The organism is Streptomyces turgidiscabies Car8 (genome assembly GCF_000331005.1).
In the GTDB taxonomy this organism is placed as follows: Bacteria; Actinomycetota; Actinomycetes; order Streptomycetales; family Streptomycetaceae; genus Streptomyces; species Streptomyces turgidiscabies.
This window is the reverse complement of the sequence record NZ_AEJB01000601.1, coordinates 24,592-42,462: the sequence shown is the minus strand read 5'-3', so window position 1 is coordinate 42,462 and position 17,871 is coordinate 24,592. Positions and strand designations below refer to the sequence as shown.

Sequence of the window (17,871 nt, the reverse complement as noted above, 5' to 3'; positions counted from 1 at the left end):
ATGACGAACCCCGAGTCCACCGTTGACACGGCCACGTTGACGCCCGCTCCCCCTTCCCTCCGCGCCCGGCGCACCTACCGGCTGGCCGTCCTCCCGGTCTCAGGGATCCTCCGGCCCCGTCTGGTGACGGTCGCCGCGCTGCTCGCCGTGGGCACGTTCCTCCTATTGTCAGTTGCGTGGCGTCCGCGCAGCCGGACGAGGATGACATGGGGAATGCCGGATCGTCCGGGGGCCGTGAGCACGGGCGTTGGTACATGAATGTGCCCGCCCGACATCGTCGGCCGCCTGAGCTGCCGTCGAGTTGGACGGGCGTTCCGTCAGTGGCCGGACATGCCGCCGTCGACGGCGAGCGTGGTGCCGGTGATGTAGGACGAGGCGGGGCCGGCGAGGAAGACGACCGCGGCGTCGAGCTCACGTTGCAGCCCCGGCCGACCCATCGGACTGGTCTGCCGGATGAACGTCTTGACCTGCTCCTCCGGGATCTGGGAGGTCATCTCGCTGGTGAAGTATCCCGGTGCGACGGCATTGACCCGGATGCCGCGGCGTCCGGTCCACTGCTGGGCGAGGTCGCGGGTGAGGCCGATGAGGCCGGCCTTGCTGGCGGCGTAGGCCGCCTGCGGAGCAAACGACTTGATCAGCCCGAGCACGCTGGCCACGTTGACGATGCTGGAGCCGGGCTCCATGACACGGCCGCAGGCCTGCGCCGCCCAGTAGGCGCCGTTGAGGTTGATGTCGATGACGCTGCGGAAGTCCTCCGGGCGCTCCTTCAACGCGGGAACGGCCGTGCCGATGCCGGCGTTGTTGATCAGAATGTCGACGCGGCCGAACTTGTCGAATGCCGCGCGGGCCATCGCCTCGCACTGCTCGGGATCGCCGATGTCGGTGGCGACGGTGAGGGCGCTGCGGCCGGTGTCCTGCACGTGCCTGGCGACTTCGGTCAGTCGCTCGGCGCGGCGGGCGGCGAGGACGACGTCGGCGCCGGCCTCCGCGAGTGCCCGGGCGAATCCGGCACCGAGGCCGGAGCTCGCTCCGGTGACGACGGCGACCTTGCCGTCGAGCCGGAAGAGGTCGAGGACGTTGCTCATAGTGGCTCCAGGTGTGTCAGTGCACGCAGTCCGGCGGCGGTGAGTGGCGCGACGGCCTGCCCGACTGTGTCGAATCCTGTGCCGAGGGTCAGCCCTTGCTGGAAGCGGGCGTGTATTCCCTCGGCGATGACGGCGATCTTGAAGTAGCCCAGCGCGAGGTAGAAGCCGAGTTCGCCGAGGTCCCGGCCGCTGGCCTCGGCGTAGCGCTGGGCGAGGTCGGCCGGAGCGGGCAGACGTTCGCTGGTGGAGGCGGCCGATCCGTTGAGCACGGGGGCGAAGACCGGGTCGGCGTAGACGAGGTGCAGCCCGAGGTCGGCGAGGGGGTCGCCGAGGGTTGCCATCTCCCAGTCGACCACCGCGCGGACGATCCCCGGGTCGGCGAGGTCGAGGATGGTGTTGTCGATGCGGTAGTCGCCGTGCACGATCGATGCGCCGCTCTCCGTAGGGCAGGTGGCGGCGAGACGGCCGTACAGGCGCTCCATGTCGGGGAGTTCGCGGGTTTGGACGCGTTGCCACTGGTCGTACCAGCGCTGGACCTGGCGCGTCAGGTAGCCCTCTGGCCGCCCGAATCCGGTGAGCCCGACGGCGCCGGGATCGATGGCGTGCAGACGCGCGAGTACGTCGACCAGGCCATGGGCGCAGCGTGTGATCTCGCTGTCCGGCAGGACGTGCAACTGATCGAGGGTCCGGATCACCTGCCCGTCGACGTGGTCGACCACCGCGAACGGCACCCCCAGGGCGTCGTCCGCGTCCCCGAATGCCACGGCGCGGGCCACGGGGACGTCACTGCCCGCGAGCGCGTCGACCACCCGGTATTCGCGCTGCATGTCGTGGGCGGAGGGGGTCAGTCCGCCCAGCGGAGGTCGGCGGACAACCCACCGTCGCTGCCCGTCGGTGACCAGATAGGTCAGGTTCGACCGCCCGCCCTGCAGCAGCTCGGCGGAAAGTCCGCCGCGGAACTCGGGCACCTGCTCACTGAAGAACCGTTCCAGTGCAGGCAGGTCGAGACCGTCCACAGTGGTCCGTTCCGCGCCGGTCATCGTGTGGCCGCCTCGGTGTGGCGGCGCAGGACGCGGCGGGCGATGGCCCAGCGGTGGGTCTCGGACGGGCCGTCGTAGATCCGGAAGGGCCGGACCTCGCGCAGGAACCGCCCGAGCAGGATGTCGTCGGACACCCCGAGTGAGCCGCAGATCTGCAGCGACCGGTCCACGACTCCCCAGACCGCTTCGGCGCTGAAGGTCTTGGCGATCGAGGTGGCCTGCGAGGCCGACCGGCCCTGGTCGAGCTCCCAGCAGGCCTGGAGGATCAGTCCACGGGCGGCGGCGATGTCGATCTCGTTGTCGGCGATCATCTGCTGCACCATGCCGAGATCGCCGAGCCGGGAACCGAAGATCTGCCGGTCGGCGGCCCGGGCGACGGCGATGTCCTGCGCACGGCGGGCGATGCCCAGCCACCGCATGCAGTGGGTCGTCCGAGCGGGACCCAGCCGGACCTGCGCGTAACGGAAGCCCTGGTCGACCTCGCCGAGCACCGCCTCGTCCGGTACGACGCAGTTGTCGAAGCGCAACTCGACGTGGCCGCCGTAAAGGCTCTCGTCGAGTGTGCCGATGTGCCGGACCGTCTTCATGCCAGGGTTGTCGGCATCGACCAGGAACATCGTCGCGCCGCCCAGGTCACCGGGCTCACCCGAGGTCCTCGCCATACAGATCGTGAACCCCGCGCCGTCGGCGCCGGTGATGAACCACTTGTGTCCGTCGATGCGCCAGCCACCCGGCACGCGCTCCGCGCGGGTCGCCAGCGCACTGGGGTCGGAGCCCGCGCCGGGAGCGGGCTCCGTCATCGCGAAACAGGACCGGACGGCGCCGGCCGCGAGAGGGAGCAGATAGCGCTCCTTCTGCTCCGGGGTGGCGATGGCTTCGAGCATGTGCATGTTGCCCTCGTCGGGGGCGGCGATGTTCAGCGCCAGCGGACCCAGCAGCGAGTACCCCGCCTCCTCGAACACGGCAGCCCTGCCCCGCATGTCCAGCCCGTGCCCGCCGAACTCCGTACCGACGTGCGGCGCGAAGACTCCCGCGTCCTTCGCGGCCCGCTGCAGCCCGATCCGGACCTTCTCGGTGCGCGCGACGCCGTGGTGCTGTTCCTCGACCGGGATCACCACCTCGCGCACGAAGTCGGCGGTGCGGCGCGCGAGGTCCGCGGCGACGGGGTCGGGGGTGAGGTCGACTGTCATGGCGACTCCCAATGAGGCTAATGAGTATTAGCCTCGACTCTAAGCGGTCGCTTGGCAGTGCGCACCATGGCCCATGTCACAAGCCCTGCGGGATCAGCTATCGTCTGTTAGTCCTGAAGCGGAGGCGAAAGTGAGTCGAGCCAACGACATCCGTGCCGCGGCGCTGGAACTGTTCACGCGCCTCGGCTATGAGGCGACCACGATGGCCGACATCGGACGCGCTGTGGGTATTCGCGGCCCGAGTCTGTACAAGCACATCGCGTCCAAGCAGGACGTGCTTGCCCAGATCATGATCGGCACGATGGAGGACCTCCTGGCCGCGCACCGCGCAGCCGTCACGAGCGGCGGCGACCCGGTGGTACGCCTTCGCCGGGCCACCGAGGCGCATGTTCGCTACCACGCTCGGCACCGGCTCGAAGCCTTCGTCGGCAACCGCGAGATCCGCTCTCTCGTCGAGCCGCACCGCAGTCGCGTGCTGGCCCTGCGCGCGGAGTACGAAGCAGGCTTCCGTGTGATCGTCGACGTGGGTGTCGCGGAGGGGTGCTTCCAGGTGGCCTCCGCGCGACTGGTCTCCTACGCCATCCTCGACCTCGGTATGGGCGTCGCGGCGTGGTACCGCGAGGACGGCGAACTCGCCGAGGACACGATCGTCTGGCGGTACGGAGACTTCGCCCTCCGCCTGGCGGGGGCGGACTCTGATGGCTGATGCTCCAGTTCTAGAGCTGTCCTTCTGGTGAACTTCCTGGCGGTGTGGCCGGCCGAGGTCCGCCACAGGCGCCCTGTGCCGGGCGAAGCCGCTTTGGCCTGGCAGCCCGGTCCGGGTCGTCGGCGGGCGGCGACCTGACCCGGCGCGGAGTCCTTTGGTGGACTACCCATGCCGGTGGGTCGCGCGACCATGTGCTCATGTGTCATGGCGCCTACCTCTCGGGCCAGAGCGTCCTCTCGTCTGATCTGCGATAGCGCCGCATCTGTAGACGACTGTCGCGCGGTCGAGGATTACTGAGCGCATGCTCAGCGCTATACATTCCTTATAGTCACTGCTAGTGTCCCTCGATACGGCGAAGGGGCCGCTCGGTGGACGGTGGTCGCCGGTGCCGTGCGCGGCCACCGGTTCGGAGAGTGCTCGTGACTCCATGGGCCGTGTCGCCGAAGCGGAGCGCGACTGCTGAGGGGTTGGCCTCCGCGGTCGAGCCCAAGCCGGCCGCAGTGGCTGCCGATGCGACCCGCGCACGGCCGCCGCCTGCTGCGGTCCTTCCCGAAAGGAATCTGTCGATATGTCTGACAATCCACTCGCTGCCACTCGCGCCGAGGTGACGGAATGGTTCTTCGAGGACTATCTGCCGCGCTGGATCGCCGTGGCCGCTGGCACGTCCGGCGAGGGACCCGAGTTCATTCACGACTACTGGGGCACTCCGTTGCACGTCACGGGGCTGGAACAGTCGTTCTGGTGCCTCGATGATGCCAGCGTGCTCGCTTTCCTGGACTTGAATTACGCGCCTCTGCGGGAGGCGGGATACAGCCACACCGCGGTGCCCGATCGGCGCGTGATCGTCTACAACACCGTCGGTGCCGCGGTCGAGGTGATCTGGTCACGGCGCCGTGCCGACGAGAGCGAGATCCAGCGCTGGGCGGTGCAGTTCAGCGTCGCCAAGTCCGACAGGGGCTGGCGCGTGGTCGGCATCCACTCGGCGGCGACCGACAAGGACAGCCTCGCTGAGATCTGGCCCGTCGAATCGGCTCGGGAAGTGGCGAGTCGTGGCTGAGAAGATCTATCCGCCGCTGGTCATGCCCGACGGTGTGGCCCGGCAGAAAGTCACCGTGTGGAGCGACGGCATCGCGCTTGACGCGGACCTGTACCGACCGACGGCCGTCGCCACCGACGCCGCCCTGCCCGCCGTCGTGCTGTCTCACGGCTGGGGCGGCAGCAAACTCACCGCGGAACGTTACGCGGCCCTGTTCGCCTCCGCCGGCATGATCACCCTGACCTTCACGCAAGGCAGCTGGTTCGATTCAGGCTCCCCGCTGCAACTGGTCGGCGACGCCCCCGACCTCGACGACGGCAACCAGGCCCACGCCCAAGTGCGGTTCATCCGGGACCTCGTGGATCCGTTCGCCTGGACGGCGAACCTGCGCGCGGCGCTGGACTACATCGAGGGCGAGCCCAACGTCGACCCCGCCCGCATCGGACTGTGGGGCACCAGCTTCGGCGGAGGCATCGCCGTACACCTGGCCGCCAACGACCCCCGCGTAAAGGCACTGGCCGTGCAGGTGGCTGCCATCGCCCCCCTGAGTGGACCCGTCGCGCAACTCGCCCGCAAGCGTGCCATCGACACCGCTCGTGGCGACACGGACCCGATTCCCCAGGGCGTCGATCCGTGGCCGAACATGGCGGGCACTCCGTACCTGGCGAAGCTGGCGCACTTCAACCCGCTCGCCATGGTCGCCCGGCTGCGGGCCCCTGCCCTGATCATCGACGCCGGTGACGAGGAGATGTTCCCCATCGCCGACAACGGGGCACGCGCGGCGGAGATCATCAAGAACACGCCCGGTGGCGTCGTCGACTACCAGGTCATCCCCGGCATCGACCACTACGGCGTCTACTTCGACGGCTACGAGCCCGGCAGCCGGGCCGCCCTGGACTGGTGGGAGCGTCACCTATGACGACACCATCCACTCGCGTTCTCACCGTGTCGACCAAGCTGGGTCCGCTCCGTGTGCAGGACGCCGGTCCCGCCGACGGCCCCGTGGCATTGCTGTGGCCGAGCTTGTTCAGCGAAGGCGAGACCAGTTGGGGCCTACAGCTGGCCGGCCTGCACGAGCTCGGGTGGCGGACACTGCTCGTCGACCCTCCCGGCACGGGCGGCAGCCCGCCGGTCGAACAGCGGTTCACCATGGAGGAGTGCGGTGAGGCCGCGCTTCAGGTGCTCGACGACGCAGCCGTCGACCGGGCTGCCCTGGTCGGACTGTCGTGGGGCGGTTTTGTGGCCCTGCGGGTCGCTCTCATCGCGCCGCAGCGTGTGACCGCCCTGGTCCTGTCCAACACCAGCGCCCGCGGTGTGGGCTTGCCCGAACGCCTCAGAGTCCGCATGACCGCCCTTCTCATCCGGACCGGAGTTCCGGGTGGCATGGGCAGGCTGGTCGCGGCCGGGATGCTCAGCGACTACACCCGCCGCCACAACAGCGTCTTCGTCTCCAAGTTCGTGGAAAGGGTGAACCACCTCGACACCGCAGGGCTGGCCCGCGCCGCGCGGTCGGTGTTGGGCGACCGCAGTGACGTGGTCGATGTCCTGCACCGGATCACTGTCCCCACCCTGGTGATCGCCGGCGCCGAGGACAAGGCGTTGCCACAGGCTCCCCATTCCGACGATCTGGTTCACCGCATCGTCGGCGCCCGTCTCGAGGTGCTGCCGCGCGTCGCCCACCTGTCTCCCTGTGAGGAGCCCACCAAGGTGGCCGCCCTGATCAAGGAATTTCTCGCACAGCTCGGATAGCGCCGACAAGTAGTCCCGCGTCTGCCGTGAGTCCGGCGACACGACACACCGCCTCACGGCGCCGAAAGGAACACACCAAGCATGGCTGACCTGACATACGACGTGTACGTCTCCGACGGGGTCCCGCGAGCGCGGGCCGAGCGACTGCCCGACGGCGGTCCGATCGTGTCGTCCCCTTTGGCCTCGACACTGATCATCGGTGAACGGGAGGCTGTGCTGGTCGACCCGCCGTTCACCCGCGAACAGACGCAGGCGGTCGGTGACTGGGTGGAGCGCTCCGGCAAGCGCCTGGCCTACATCTACGCCACGCACGGCCACGGCGACCACTGGTTCGGCACCGGCGAGCTGCTGGAACGCTTCCCCGGAGCCGTTCCGTACGCCACCGAGGGCACCATCGGGATCATGCGCCGCAACGTGCAAGGGCGCGAGCAGTTCTGGGACGCGGACTTCCCCGGCCTCATCCCCGACTCCCCGCTCGTCTACCGGCCGGTCCCCGCGGACGGGTTCGAGCTGGAGGGGCACCGGATCGAGGTGGTCGAGGTCGGCCACACCGACACCGACGACACGACCGTGCTGCACGTCCCCTCGATCGGCCTGATCGTCGGAGGCGACGTCGTCTACAACGGCGTACACCAGATGCTGCTGGAGACCCCTGGCGGCGGCTTCGAGTCATGGCTGGCGGCGCTCGACGTCCTCGACTCGCTCAACCCCCGCTCCGTGGTCGCCGGGCACAAGAACCGTGACCTGCCCGACGATCCGGCCATCATCGACGAGACCCGCCAGTACCTGCGCGACGCGCAGCGGCTGCTCGCCGAGAAGCCCATCCCGCAGCAGTTCTTCGACGAGATCACCGCCCGCTATCCCGACCGGCTCAACATCGGCCCTGTCTGGTACGGCGCGCACGGTCTCCTCGGAGTTCCCCTGCCCGCGGGGCCCGCAGGCGACGCCAATCAGGCGAGCGAATAGGGGCGGCAGGTGACACAGCCCAGAACCAATGCGCCGGCCGGCCGGGACGGAGCGCCCTTGTCAGGCTTCGACGTGTTCCGCAGCGCGTTCGTGGACGCCGTCGGTCTGCGCTTCACCGAGGTCACGGAGACACGGGTGCGGGGTGAGATGCTGCTGGGCGCCGAACACCACACACCCTGGGGAGTGGTGCACGGCGGGGTCTATACCGCTGCCGTCGAATCCGCCGCCACCGTCGGTGCGTCGGCGGCGGTGGCCGATCGCGACCAGGTCGCCGTAGGAGTGGCCAACAGTACGGACTTCCTCCGCCCGATCACCGCCGGGACGGTTCAGGTGCTGGCCGAAGCGATCCAGCAGGGGCGCGGCCAGCAACTGTGGCAGGTGGCCATCACCAGCGCCGACACCGGCAAGCTCATCGCCCGCGGCCAGCTGCGGCTGGCCAACGTCCCGGCCGCGGGACTCCCGAACACCTTGGGGCCGCACTCATGACCATCTCTCCTTCTGCCTCCGCCGCATCCGGCGGCAGTCCGGCGGGCCTGGAGGTGTCGGCAGCCTTCGCGACCACGTTGGACGCACCGGAGCACATCCGGATCGCCGAGGAACTCGGCTACCAGCGTGCGTGGTTGTACGACACCCCGCAGCAGAGCCCCGACGTGTGGATGTGCCTGGCGCTGGCAGCCGAGCGCACCCATCGCATCGGGCTCGGGCCCGGCGTACTCGTACCGGCGCTGCGCCACCCGATGGTCAACGCCAGCGGGGCCGCGGCTCTCGAACGCCTGGCCCCCGGGCGGGTCGCGGTGGCCTTCGGCACCGGTTACACCAGCCGTCGGGCGATGGGGCAACAGCCTGTCTCCTGGGCGTACCTGTCCCGCTACGTCAAGACGTTCCGCGCGCTTCTCCGTGGCGAAACGGCCGAGTGGGAGGGTGGCCCGCTCCGTATGCTGCACACCGCCGAATCGCTCCCGGGCACACTGGACACCATCCCTGTCTACATCGGAGCGATCGGCCCCAAGGGAATGGAGATCGCCGCGTCACTCGGGGACGGTCTGTTCGTCGTCGGCGGCGTCCCCGACCAGGCCAGAGACTTTGAGAAGGTCTCCTACCTGACCCTCGGGTCGGTGCTGGAAGACGGGGAACCCCTCAACAGCGAGAGACTGCGCGCGGCCGCGGGACCCGGACTGGCGCAGGTGTTCCACGTCTCCTACGAACTCGGCGGCGAGGAAGCCGTCAAGGCACTGCCCGGCGGACCGGAGTGGCTGGCCGTGCTCCAGGAGACACCAGAGGACCGGCGCCACCTCGCGGTGCACAACGGCCACCTGCTGCACCTGAACGACGCCGATACCGCCGCCTGGAACGCAGGCGCCCACACGTTGGTCGAGCATGTCACCCTCACAGGCACAGCCGGCGACGTCCTGGCCAAGGTCCATGACCTGGCGGCGAGCGGCGTCACCGAGATCATGTACCAGCCCGCCGGCGACATCCGCCGTGAGCTCGAAGCCTTCGCCGACGCGGTGGGCATACGGCGATGAGGGCCACGCGCGAGTCAGGCTAGGCGCCGGTGTACAAGTCCTATAGTGAAGAGTTACCAAGCCGTACAGTAGAAGCATGACAACCGCAAGGACATACGGCCAGATGTGCCCGCTCGCCCGTTCGCTGGACGTTCTCGGCGAGCGTTGGACCCTTTTGATCGTGCGCGAGCTGTTGCTCGGACCCAAGCGTTTCAAGGATCTCGTCGACATACTCCCGGCCCTCGGACCGAATCGGCTGACCACGCGGCTGCGCGGCCTGGAAGACGCCGGGGTCGTTCAGCGGACCACCCTGCCGCCCCCCGCAGGAGTGGCCGTGTACGAGCTCACCGAGAGAGGGGAGGGGCTTCGGGAGCCGCTCACCTCTCTCGGCCGGTGGGGCCTGGGCCTCCCGCCGTCTCCCGACATCGACCCGAAGACCACCCGGGTGGATCTCATCGCCTCCAGTGTGTCCAGCGCTGTCGCGCCGGACAAGCTCGTCGGTCTCAAGGAGATCTACGAGATGCACGTGGGCAGGGAGACATTTCATGTCGAGATCGCCGATGGCCGGATGCGGACAAGGAGCGGTCGCGCACCCGTTCGTCCCGACCTTGAGGTCGCCTGCCGGGTGCGGACCTTCCTCAAGCTGATTCTCGGCGGCACGCAGGCGGTCGACGCTGTCCAGTCGGGAGATCTGCAGGTGGCCGTCGGGTCGCAAGAAGTGGTCGAGCGTGCCTTCGACCTGATGTCCAATACAGAGATCGATTATCCGGTGTACCTAGGGGTCTAGCGCGCGAGCGCCCCCGTCGCCGGAGCGTGAAGGAGCGATGCATGAGCTTCAACCCGGCGACATCCGCCCTGTCATTCGAGCCCTTGAGCCCTGTCTCGTTCCTGGACCGGTCGGCCGCGGTGTTTCCCGAGCGCACGGCGGTGATCGACGGGCGCCGGCGCTTCACCTACGCCGAGTTCCACGACCGGTGCCGTCGACTGGCCGGCGTCCTCGCTCCGTTGGCGAACGGCCGCCCGGTCGCCGTGCTGGCACCCAACACGCACGTCATGCTCGAGGCGCACCACGGCGTCCCATGGGCGGGTGCGCCCCTGGTCACGATCAATACGAGGCTCTCCGCCACCGAGGTCCGCTACATCCTCGAGCACTCGGAGAGCGCGGTGCTCCTGCAGGATCCGCAGTTCGACGACCTCGTGGGCACGGCGATCGCGGGTATGCACAACCCGCCCGTGGTCGTGCGCGCGGGCCCGGGCGACGACGGCGCCTACGAACGACTCCTCGCGGCAGCTGTGCCCACGGCCGTTCTCCTGTCCGACGAGCAAGCGCTGCTGTCCCTCAACTACACCTCAGGAACGACCGGCCGTCCCAAGGGTGTCATGTACCACCACCGCGGGGCCTATCTCCAGGCGCTCGCCATGGTCACACACACGCAACTGAGCGCCTCCTCCGCATACTTGTGGACCCTGCCGATGTTCCACTGCAACGGCTGGTCCTTTCCATGGGCGGTCACCGCCGTCGGCGGCACACACGTATGTCTGCCCAAAGTGGAGGCCTCCGAGATCTGGCGGCACATTCAGGGTGAACACATCACCCACCTGTGCGGTGCCCCCGCCGTGCTCTCCATGGTGGTGAACGCTCCGGAGGCCGGCCGCGCATCGGACGGCGTCATCCGCTTCCTCACCGGCGGAGCCCCACCGAGCCCCACCCTGCTCGCCGCCGCGGAAGCGCTGCGTATAGACGTCACCCACCTGTACGGTCTGACCGAGACGTTCGGGCCTGCGGTGCTGTGCGACTGGCACCCCGAATGGAACGGCCTCGACGCCGCGGAGCAGTCCAGACTCCGCGCCCGGCAGGGCGTGGCCAACGTCATCGGCCTCACCGCCCGGGTGGTCGACGGTGAGAAGGACGTCCCCGCGGACGGCACCACGATCGGTGAGATCCGGCTGCGCGGCAACAACCTCATGCTGGGCTACTTCAAGGACGACGCCGGGACCGCCGCGGCCGCACCGGACGGCTGGTTCCGCACCGGCGACCTCGGCGTACGTCACCCCGACGGGTACATCGAGCTGAGGGACCGCAGCAAGGACGTCATCATCTCCGGCGGAGAGAACATCACCTCCATCGAGGTCGAGCAGGCCATCGCCAGCCACCCGGCGGTCCTCGAGGCCGCCGTCGTCGGCGCCCCGGACGAACGGTGGGGCGAGGTGCCGGTCGCGTACGTCGTCCTGCGGCCGGATGCATTCGCCACCGAGCAGGACATCGTCGACCACGTCAAATCCCGCATCGCGCGGTTCAAGGCGCCCAAGCGGGTCGTCTTCGGTGAACTGCCCCGCACCTCCACCGGAAAGATCCAGAAGTACCTGCTCCGTGAAGGCGAGCGGGTCGCCTCCGACGACCGAAGCTCCTGAAGCAGACAGCACGGGACGACCCTGCCGTCCCGGCATGCCCCAGCCCGCATACGACGTCGGCCACTTCGGCTCCTTGACCGGATGGCACTTCACCCAGGACAGGTATACCGCCATGGATTTCGCCTCGCTGCCCGACCGCCGTGCCGAACTCGACCCTGACGGACCGTCGGTCTCCGATGGTCGTCAGTCGCTGACCAACACGCAGTTTCTGCACCGTGTCCGAGGGGCAGCACGACACCTCCAGGACCTTGGGATCGGGTCCGGTGACGTCGTGGCCCTCAAACTGACGAACCGCGTCGAATTCGTCCTCCTGCTGTTCGCGTCCTGGCGGCTCGGCGCCACGGTCACACCGGTCAATCCGAAGCTGACCGACGCCGAGGTCGGGCGACAGCTGAAGGACTCCGGCGCCCGCCTGGTCGTGGTCGAGGACGGCACGACCGCTGAAGGCGGCATCATCACGCTCGCCGTCGCCGACCTGCGCGAAGAGAGCGCGAAGAGAGACCGCGCACCGGATCCGGACCTCTCCGCGATGGCCCTGCTCATCTACACCAGCGGCACCACCGGGGTTCCGAAAGGCGTGATGCTCGACCACGCCAACATCGACGCCATGACCGACATGGCGCGCACGGCGCTCGAGTTGGGGCCGGCCGACCGGAGCCTGCTGATCCTGCCGCTCTTCCACGTCAACGGCGTCGTGGTCGGCGTGCTCACGCCGCTGCTTGCGGGCGCCGGGGTGGTCATCGCGGACCGGTTCGACCCCCACACCTTCTTCGACGTCGTCGAGCGTGAGCGCCCCACCTTCTTCAGTGCTGTTCCCACCATCTACAACATGCTCGCGGCCCTGCCGGACGCCGTGCGGCCCGACACCTCGTCCGTGCGGTTCGGTATCTGTGGCTCGGCACCCGCTTCGGCTGAACTGCTGATTCGGTTCGAGGCCCGGTACGGGTTCCCGCTCATTGAGGGATATGGGCTGTCCGAGACCACCTGTGCCTGCACCGTCAACCCCATCGCCGGTCCCCGACGCGCCGGGACGGTGGGGCTTCCCTTCCCGGGGCAGGAGATTCGCATCGTGGACGAGAGCGGTACCGCGCAGGGACCGGGAGAGAACGGCGAGATCCTCGTCAGAGGCGCCAACATCATGCGCGGCTACCTGGGGCGCCCGGACGAAACAGCCCGGACCGTCGTCGACGGGTGGTTGCACACCGGTGATGTCGGCCACCTCGACGCCGACGGGTATCTGACCCTGGTCGGGCGCTCGAAAGACATCATCATCCGTGGTGGGGAGAACATCTACCCCAAGGAGATCGAGGACGTCCTGGCCGGCGATCCGTCCGTCCTCGAGGTGGCCGTGATCGGTGTACCCGACGAAAAGTGGGGAGAGGTCGTCGTCGCCTACGTGCAGCCGCGACCCGGTCGGACGGTCGATCCGGCAGGGCTGGAAGCGCTCTGTGCGCGCAGGCTCAGCGGCTACAAGCGGCCGATCTCCTACTTCGTGGAGGAGGCCATCCCCAAGAACGCGGTAGGAAAGATCGACAAGATCGCGGTGCGGGCGGCCCACGCCTCGGCGACAGCCGACGCCTGACGCGCTCGGTGCGGCCCGCGCTCACCGCTGCTCAGTGCCGCCGACGGCGCGCAGGAGGAAGGGCAGCAGGCGGTCGGCCGTCTCCGCGGCGGCCGCCGCATCCACCTCGTCCGGCATCCGCGGGGTGAGGAAGAACTTGCTCATCATGGGGCCGATCACCAGGTCGCCCAGGAGGTCGGCATGCTCGACCGGTGAGATCTCACCCCGGGCCACCGCGTGGTGCACGATCTCCACCGCAAGTTGGCGCACGGGCGTCACGAAGCTGTTGGTGAGCGCCTCGGCCAAAGGCACGTTGTTCGCAGCCTCGGCGATCAAGGACCGCAGCACCCCTCCCTCCTTCCCGGTCATGGAGGCGGCCTTGTCCCGGAGCAGAGCCCGCAGGTCCCCTGCGAGGGTGCCGGTGTCCGTGGCCGAAGTGAGCTCCTGGGCGTAGGCCGCGGCGGCGGCCACGACCAGGCCCTCCTTGGACGGCCAGCGGCGGTAGAGAGTGGCGGTGGAGACTCCGGCGCGGGCCGCCACCGCAGCGGTGGTGAGCCCGCCGTAACCGATCTCGCCCAGGATGGCCAGCGTCGCGTCCAGCAACGCACGGTCGCGGGTGGCATCGCGAGGACGCCCCCGGCGCCCCGGCGACCCGGTCATCGGCCGGCTCCATCGGACATGCGGGAGGCGTCGGTGTCAGGGCGCCGGAAGAGTTGATCGGGGAGTCGTTCGACGAGTTTGGGATGCGTGGGAGACGTCACACGCCAAAGCTTACACTCATACGAAACGAAGTGGCTCCGTTTCGTATATGCTCATCCACATGAGCCAAGACACTTACGTGGATGTCGCCCCCTCGACAGATCACGCTACGGAAACCGTGACCAGGCTGCGTGCCACCTTCAACACCGGCCGTACCAGGCCCGTGGCCTGGCGGAAGCAGCAGCTGCGGGCGCTGCGCACCCTGCTGACCGAGCATCAGGACGTCTTCGAGGAGGCGCTGCACACGGACCTCGGCAAGAGCCCGACCGAGTCGCACATGATGGAGATCGGCTTCCTTGTCAGGGAGATCGACCACACCCTGCGTCATCTCGACCGGTGGCTGCGTCCGTCCAGGGTCTCCGTGCCGCTGTCACTCATGCCGGGCCGCGCCTGGACGGTGCGTGAGCCGCTGGGCACGGTGCTGGTCATCGCTCCCTGGAACTACCCGGTGAATCTGGCTCTGGCGCCGGTCATCGGTGCGCTGGCCGCCGGGAACTGCGTGGTCCTCAAGCCGAGTGAGGTGGCTCCGGCGACGTCGGCCGTGCTCGCCCACTGGCTGCCCCGGGTCCTGGACCCGCGGGCCGTGGCCGTCGTCGAGGGAGGCGTGCCGGAGACGACCGCGCTGCTGGAGCAGCGGTTCGACCACATCTTCTACACCGGCAACGGCACGGTCGGACGTATCGTCATGGCGGCGGCGGCCCGTCATCTCACCCCGGTCGCTCTGGAGTTGGGCGGCAAGAGCCCGGCCGTCGTCGAACCGGGCGCCGACCTCGCGACGGCTGCCCGCCGTATCGCCTGGGGCAAGTTCATGAACGCGGGCCAGACCTGCGTCGCCCCCGACTACGTCCTCGCGATAGGCGAGGCGGGCACCGGGATCGAGGCGCACCTGCGCGATGCGATCCGTGAGATGTACGGCACCGATCCGGCCCGCAGCCACGACTACGGCAACATCATCAACGAGCGCCACTTCGACCGGCTGACCGGCCTGCTGGGCGACGGCCGGACCGTCGTCGGCGGCGACCACGACCGTGACGCCCGCTACATCGCCCCCACCGTCCTGGCCGATGTCGACCCCGGCTCGGCCGTGATGCGCGACGAGATCTTCGGTCCCATCCTGCCCATCGTCCGAGTCCCCGACCTGGACGCCGCCATCGCCTTCATCACCGGGCGGGACAAGCCGCTGGCCCTGTACGCCTTCACCGCGTCCAAGCGTTCCAAGCGGCGGCTGATCGCGGAAACTTCCTCCGGGGGCCTGGCCTTCGGCGTTCCGACCGCCCAACTGGCCGTGCCAGGGCTGCCGTTCGGAGGCGTCGGCGAGAGCGGCATGGGCCGCTACCACGGCTTGTACTCCCTGGACGCCTTCAGCCACACCAAGTCCGTCCTCGACAAGCCGCTGAAGCCCGACACCCTGCGCGTGTCCTACCCGCCCTTCACCCGCCGCAAGGACCGCATACTGCGACGGCTCATGTGAGCCGGGCGGGCAGGTCGCGATGCTGCCGAGGGTTGCACGAGGCCTTGAGTCTCACATCCACCACGTCAACGAAACCACCGGCCGGCCGATACCGCAGAACACGGCGGACCCCCGCCTTCGCGGGAGCGGGCCCGAGGGCCGGCGAAAGGATCACCGATGAAGCCTGACCGTGCGGAAGCCTTCCGCCTGGAGCGCGCCGAGTGGCTGCGCTTCTGCGGGGAACTGGACGAGAAGGAATGGCTCGCGGCGAGCGCTGCGGCCGGATGGCGCGTGCAGGACGTGGTGGCGCATGTCGCCGCCACATGCCGCTCCTTCTTCACGCCCTCCGTAGTGACCATGATGCGCATGAGGGACCTCGAGCGGACCAACGATTTGTTCGTTGACCAGCGTCGCGGCCAGCCGGTTTCACAGACGCTCGCCGAGTACGAACGCTGGAGCCGGATGATCGGCGTCGCCGCCCGGCTGCCCCTCGACTGGATGCGTATGCCGATGGCCGAGCTCGGCTGGTACCCGGGCGGGGTGATGATCGCCGGCGCGATGACGTTCGACCATCACACCCATCTCCGCCACGACATCGCTCCCGCGCTGGGGCGTCCGGTTCCGGGCACCGACGCGAACCGGATGGCCGTGGTGCTGGAGTGGATGTTCGCCGTCCTGAGGAACCAACTGAAGTCGGCCCGTCCGGAGTGGTTCGACCGCCCCGTCACGATCGAGCTGGAAGGTCCGGGCGGGGGCATCTGGACCGTGGGGCCGGGCGCCGTGGTGAAGGCCGGACCGTCGGACAAGCCGGTTGCCGCGATCACCGGACGGGCCGTCGATTTCCCGGAATGGTCCACTCACCGCGCCGACTGGCGCCATCGGGACCTGCGGATCTCCGGCGACGCCGACTACTCCGCCAGGTTCCTGGACTTCGTGAGGGTGGTGTGAGCGCCTACCCATGACCCGGCAGTTGATCAACCTTGGGAGCCGACCCATGGTCGGGGAGCCTCCTGAGAGGCCGAGTGATGGATCCGCGCTGACGCTCCTCCAGCCTTTCTCCCCGTAGTCCTTTGCAGAAACTGGAGTTCGTCATGGATGGGTTTCATCCCTTCCGCGTATTGCGGGCCCGAGGCCTGTGGATCGTCAACGGCGCCATCGTGGGCACCCTGGCCCTGCTGTTCGCGGTTCTCTATATAGGCGCCAACGTCGATCCGGTGGGCCACCTGCACAAGCTGCCCGTGGGCCTCGTCAACGCCGACCAGGGGGCGGTCGTCGGAGGGAAACAGGTCAATCTGGGGGCGCAGGTAACCCGGTCGATCATGACCTCCACCGTTGGTGGAGACAGGATCGAGTGGAAGGTGATGGACGAGAAGGAGATGAGGGAGGAACTCGGCCAGGGCAAGCTGTTCGGCGCGCTCGTCGTCCCCGGTGACTTCACCTCTGCCACCACCGCCCTGACCGGCACCGCGACCGGGACCCCGGTGCGTCCGACGCTGACGGTGCTGACCAACCAGTCCGCCGGCAGCCTGGGCTCCGGTCTGGCGCGGACCGCGACAACCCAGGCAGCCGAGAGTGCCTCACTCCACATAGGCCAGGAACTGACCGCGCAGAGCGGGCCCGAAGAGGCGAAGCTGCCCGCCGCGGCGCGCGTCCTGCTCGCCGACCCGGCCGCCGTCACGGTGCAGGATGGGCATCCGCTCGACTCGGACAGCGGTCTGGGCCTGACGGCGTTCTACTACGCGCTCGTCCTGGTGGTCTGCGGCATGCTCTCCGCCAATGTGATCAGCGGCCAAGTGGACCACGCCCTCGGCTACAGCCACAACGACATGGGCCCGCTGCGCCTGCACCGCCCGCTGATCCGGGCGACCAGGGTGCAGACCCTCGCCATCGCCAGCACCCTCATGGCGGCCCTGTCCCTGCTGATGGGCACCCTGGTCATGGCTGGAGCGGTCGGCATCATGGGCATGGACGCCTCGCATCTGCCGCTGCTGTGGCTGTACTCGGTGGCCGCCATCGCCGTCGCCGGGATCGGCGCGCTCACCCTCCTCGCCGTCTTCGGAACGCCCGGCATGCTGCTTGTCACGCTGGTCTTCATCGCGATGGCGGTGCCGACGGCCGGCGCCACGACGCCGATCGAGGCGCTTCCCGGCTTCTACCGCTTCCTCGCGGAGTTCGAGCCGTTGCGGCAGATCACCGGTGGCGTCCGTTCGATCCTCTACTACGGCGCACAAGGCGACGCGGGCCTGACCCGGGGCTGGGTCATGATGGCTGTCGGTCTCGCAGCGGCCGCATTGTTCGGGTTCGGCGTGACCGGCTGGTACGACCGTAAGGGGCTGCACCGCATCCCCGTCGGCGAAGACAAACCGACCCGGGTCGCGGTCCCGGCGGCATAGCCGAACATTGGTCGGCAAA

The 17,871-nt window shown here is 68.8% G+C and carries 17 protein-coding genes; 13 read left to right on the top strand and 4 right to left on the bottom strand.

Annotated elements, in window-relative coordinates; translation table 11 throughout:
* Window positions 1-317: 317 nt before the first annotated feature.
* Genes STRTUCAR8_RS41980 through STRTUCAR8_RS41970 form a run of 3 tightly spaced genes read right to left on the bottom strand, consistent with a single transcriptional unit; the run spans window position 318 to window position 3,315 of the window.
* Window positions 318-1,085 (bottom strand): SDR family NAD(P)-dependent oxidoreductase, encoded by a 768-nt coding sequence (locus tag STRTUCAR8_RS41980; protein ID WP_006382472.1) that lies wholly within the window; start codon window positions 1,083-1,085, stop codon window positions 318-320.
* Entirely contained in the window at window positions 1,082-2,125 is a 1,044-nt protein-coding gene (locus STRTUCAR8_RS41975) for a phosphotransferase family protein (protein ID WP_044473811.1), read from the bottom strand. The genes STRTUCAR8_RS41980 and STRTUCAR8_RS41975 overlap by 4 nt, the downstream gene beginning before the upstream one ends.
* On the bottom strand, window positions 2,122-3,315 hold the full coding sequence (locus tag STRTUCAR8_RS41970; RefSeq protein WP_044473810.1) for an acyl-CoA dehydrogenase family protein: 1,194 nt from the start codon (window positions 3,313-3,315) through the stop codon (window positions 2,122-2,124). Before STRTUCAR8_RS41970 ends, STRTUCAR8_RS41975 begins: the two co-directional genes overlap by 4 nt.
* Window positions 3,316-3,445: 130 nt before the next feature.
* Between STRTUCAR8_RS41970 and STRTUCAR8_RS41965 the strand changes: the two genes are divergently transcribed.
* The 10 genes from STRTUCAR8_RS41965 to STRTUCAR8_RS41920 all read left to right on the top strand — a co-directional run bounded on the left by STRTUCAR8_RS41965 (window position 3,446) and on the right by STRTUCAR8_RS41920 (window position 13,271).
* Entirely contained in the window at window positions 3,446-4,021 is a 576-nt protein-coding gene (locus STRTUCAR8_RS41965) for a TetR/AcrR family transcriptional regulator (RefSeq protein WP_006382491.1), read from the top strand.
* Window positions 4,022-4,625: 604 nt separating this feature from the next.
* Window positions 4,626-5,078, top strand: coding sequence for a DUF6841 family protein (locus STRTUCAR8_RS41960; protein ID WP_143666550.1), 453 nt, complete (start codon window positions 4,626-4,628; stop codon window positions 5,076-5,078).
* Complete coding sequence (locus STRTUCAR8_RS41955; RefSeq protein ID WP_006382475.1) at window positions 5,071-5,976, top strand: alpha/beta hydrolase; 906 nt, start codon at window positions 5,071-5,073, stop codon at window positions 5,974-5,976. Before STRTUCAR8_RS41960 ends, STRTUCAR8_RS41955 begins: the two co-directional genes overlap by 8 nt.
* A 26-nt stretch (window positions 5,977-6,002) precedes the next feature.
* Window positions 6,003-6,806, top strand: coding sequence for an alpha/beta fold hydrolase (locus tag STRTUCAR8_RS41950; RefSeq protein ID WP_044473808.1), 804 nt, complete (start codon window positions 6,003-6,005; stop codon window positions 6,804-6,806).
* A gap of 81 nt (window positions 6,807-6,887) precedes the next feature.
* Window positions 6,888-7,772, top strand: coding sequence for an MBL fold metallo-hydrolase (locus STRTUCAR8_RS41945; protein ID WP_006382497.1), 885 nt, complete (start codon window positions 6,888-6,890; stop codon window positions 7,770-7,772).
* A 57-nt stretch (window positions 7,773-7,829) separates the two neighbouring features.
* Window positions 7,830-8,258, top strand: a complete 429-nt coding sequence (locus tag STRTUCAR8_RS41940; protein ID WP_006382476.1) for a PaaI family thioesterase — start codon at window positions 7,830-7,832, stop codon at window positions 8,256-8,258.
* Window positions 8,255-9,298 (top strand): LLM class flavin-dependent oxidoreductase, encoded by a 1,044-nt coding sequence (locus STRTUCAR8_RS41935; RefSeq protein ID WP_006382487.1) that lies wholly within the window; start codon window positions 8,255-8,257, stop codon window positions 9,296-9,298. Before STRTUCAR8_RS41940 ends, STRTUCAR8_RS41935 begins: the two co-directional genes overlap by 4 nt.
* Before the next feature lie 103 nt (window positions 9,299-9,401).
* On the top strand, window positions 9,402-10,064 hold the full coding sequence (locus STRTUCAR8_RS41930) for a winged helix-turn-helix transcriptional regulator (RefSeq protein ID WP_048818898.1): 663 nt from the start codon (window positions 9,402-9,404) through the stop codon (window positions 10,062-10,064).
* A 41-nt stretch (window positions 10,065-10,105) separates the two neighbouring features.
* A complete protein-coding gene (locus tag STRTUCAR8_RS41925) occupies window positions 10,106-11,689 on the top strand; it encodes an acyl--CoA ligase family protein (RefSeq protein WP_006382489.1) in 1,584 nt (527 codons plus the stop codon).
* A gap of 34 nt (window positions 11,690-11,723) precedes the next feature.
* A complete protein-coding gene (locus tag STRTUCAR8_RS41920; protein ID WP_234372700.1) occupies window positions 11,724-13,271 on the top strand; it encodes a class I adenylate-forming enzyme family protein in 1,548 nt (515 codons plus the stop codon).
* Between the two features lie 21 nt (window positions 13,272-13,292).
* Here STRTUCAR8_RS41920 and STRTUCAR8_RS41915 read toward each other — a convergent pair whose 3' ends face one another.
* The gene (locus STRTUCAR8_RS41915; RefSeq protein ID WP_006382500.1) at window positions 13,293-13,910 is read right to left on the bottom strand and encodes a TetR/AcrR family transcriptional regulator; all 618 of its coding nucleotides are present in this window, start codon (window positions 13,908-13,910) and stop codon (window positions 13,293-13,295) included.
* A 160-nt stretch (window positions 13,911-14,070) separates the two neighbouring features.
* Here STRTUCAR8_RS41915 and STRTUCAR8_RS41910 point away from each other — a divergent pair, with 160 nt between their 5' ends.
* The 3 genes from STRTUCAR8_RS41910 (at window position 14,071) to STRTUCAR8_RS41900 (ending at window position 17,852) form a co-directional block, all read left to right on the top strand.
* Window positions 14,071-15,480, top strand: a complete 1,410-nt coding sequence (locus STRTUCAR8_RS41910) for an aldehyde dehydrogenase family protein (RefSeq protein WP_044473815.1) — start codon at window positions 14,071-14,073, stop codon at window positions 15,478-15,480.
* Window positions 15,481-15,636: 156 nt separating this feature from the next.
* Window positions 15,637-16,407 (top strand): maleylpyruvate isomerase N-terminal domain-containing protein, encoded by a 771-nt coding sequence (locus STRTUCAR8_RS41905; protein ID WP_006382493.1) that lies wholly within the window; start codon window positions 15,637-15,639, stop codon window positions 16,405-16,407.
* 143 nt (window positions 16,408-16,550) lie between these two features.
* The gene (locus STRTUCAR8_RS41900) at window positions 16,551-17,852 is read left to right on the top strand and encodes a DUF3533 domain-containing protein (protein ID WP_044473807.1); all 1,302 of its coding nucleotides are present in this window, start codon (window positions 16,551-16,553) and stop codon (window positions 17,850-17,852) included.
* Window positions 17,853-17,871 lie beyond the last annotated feature (19 nt).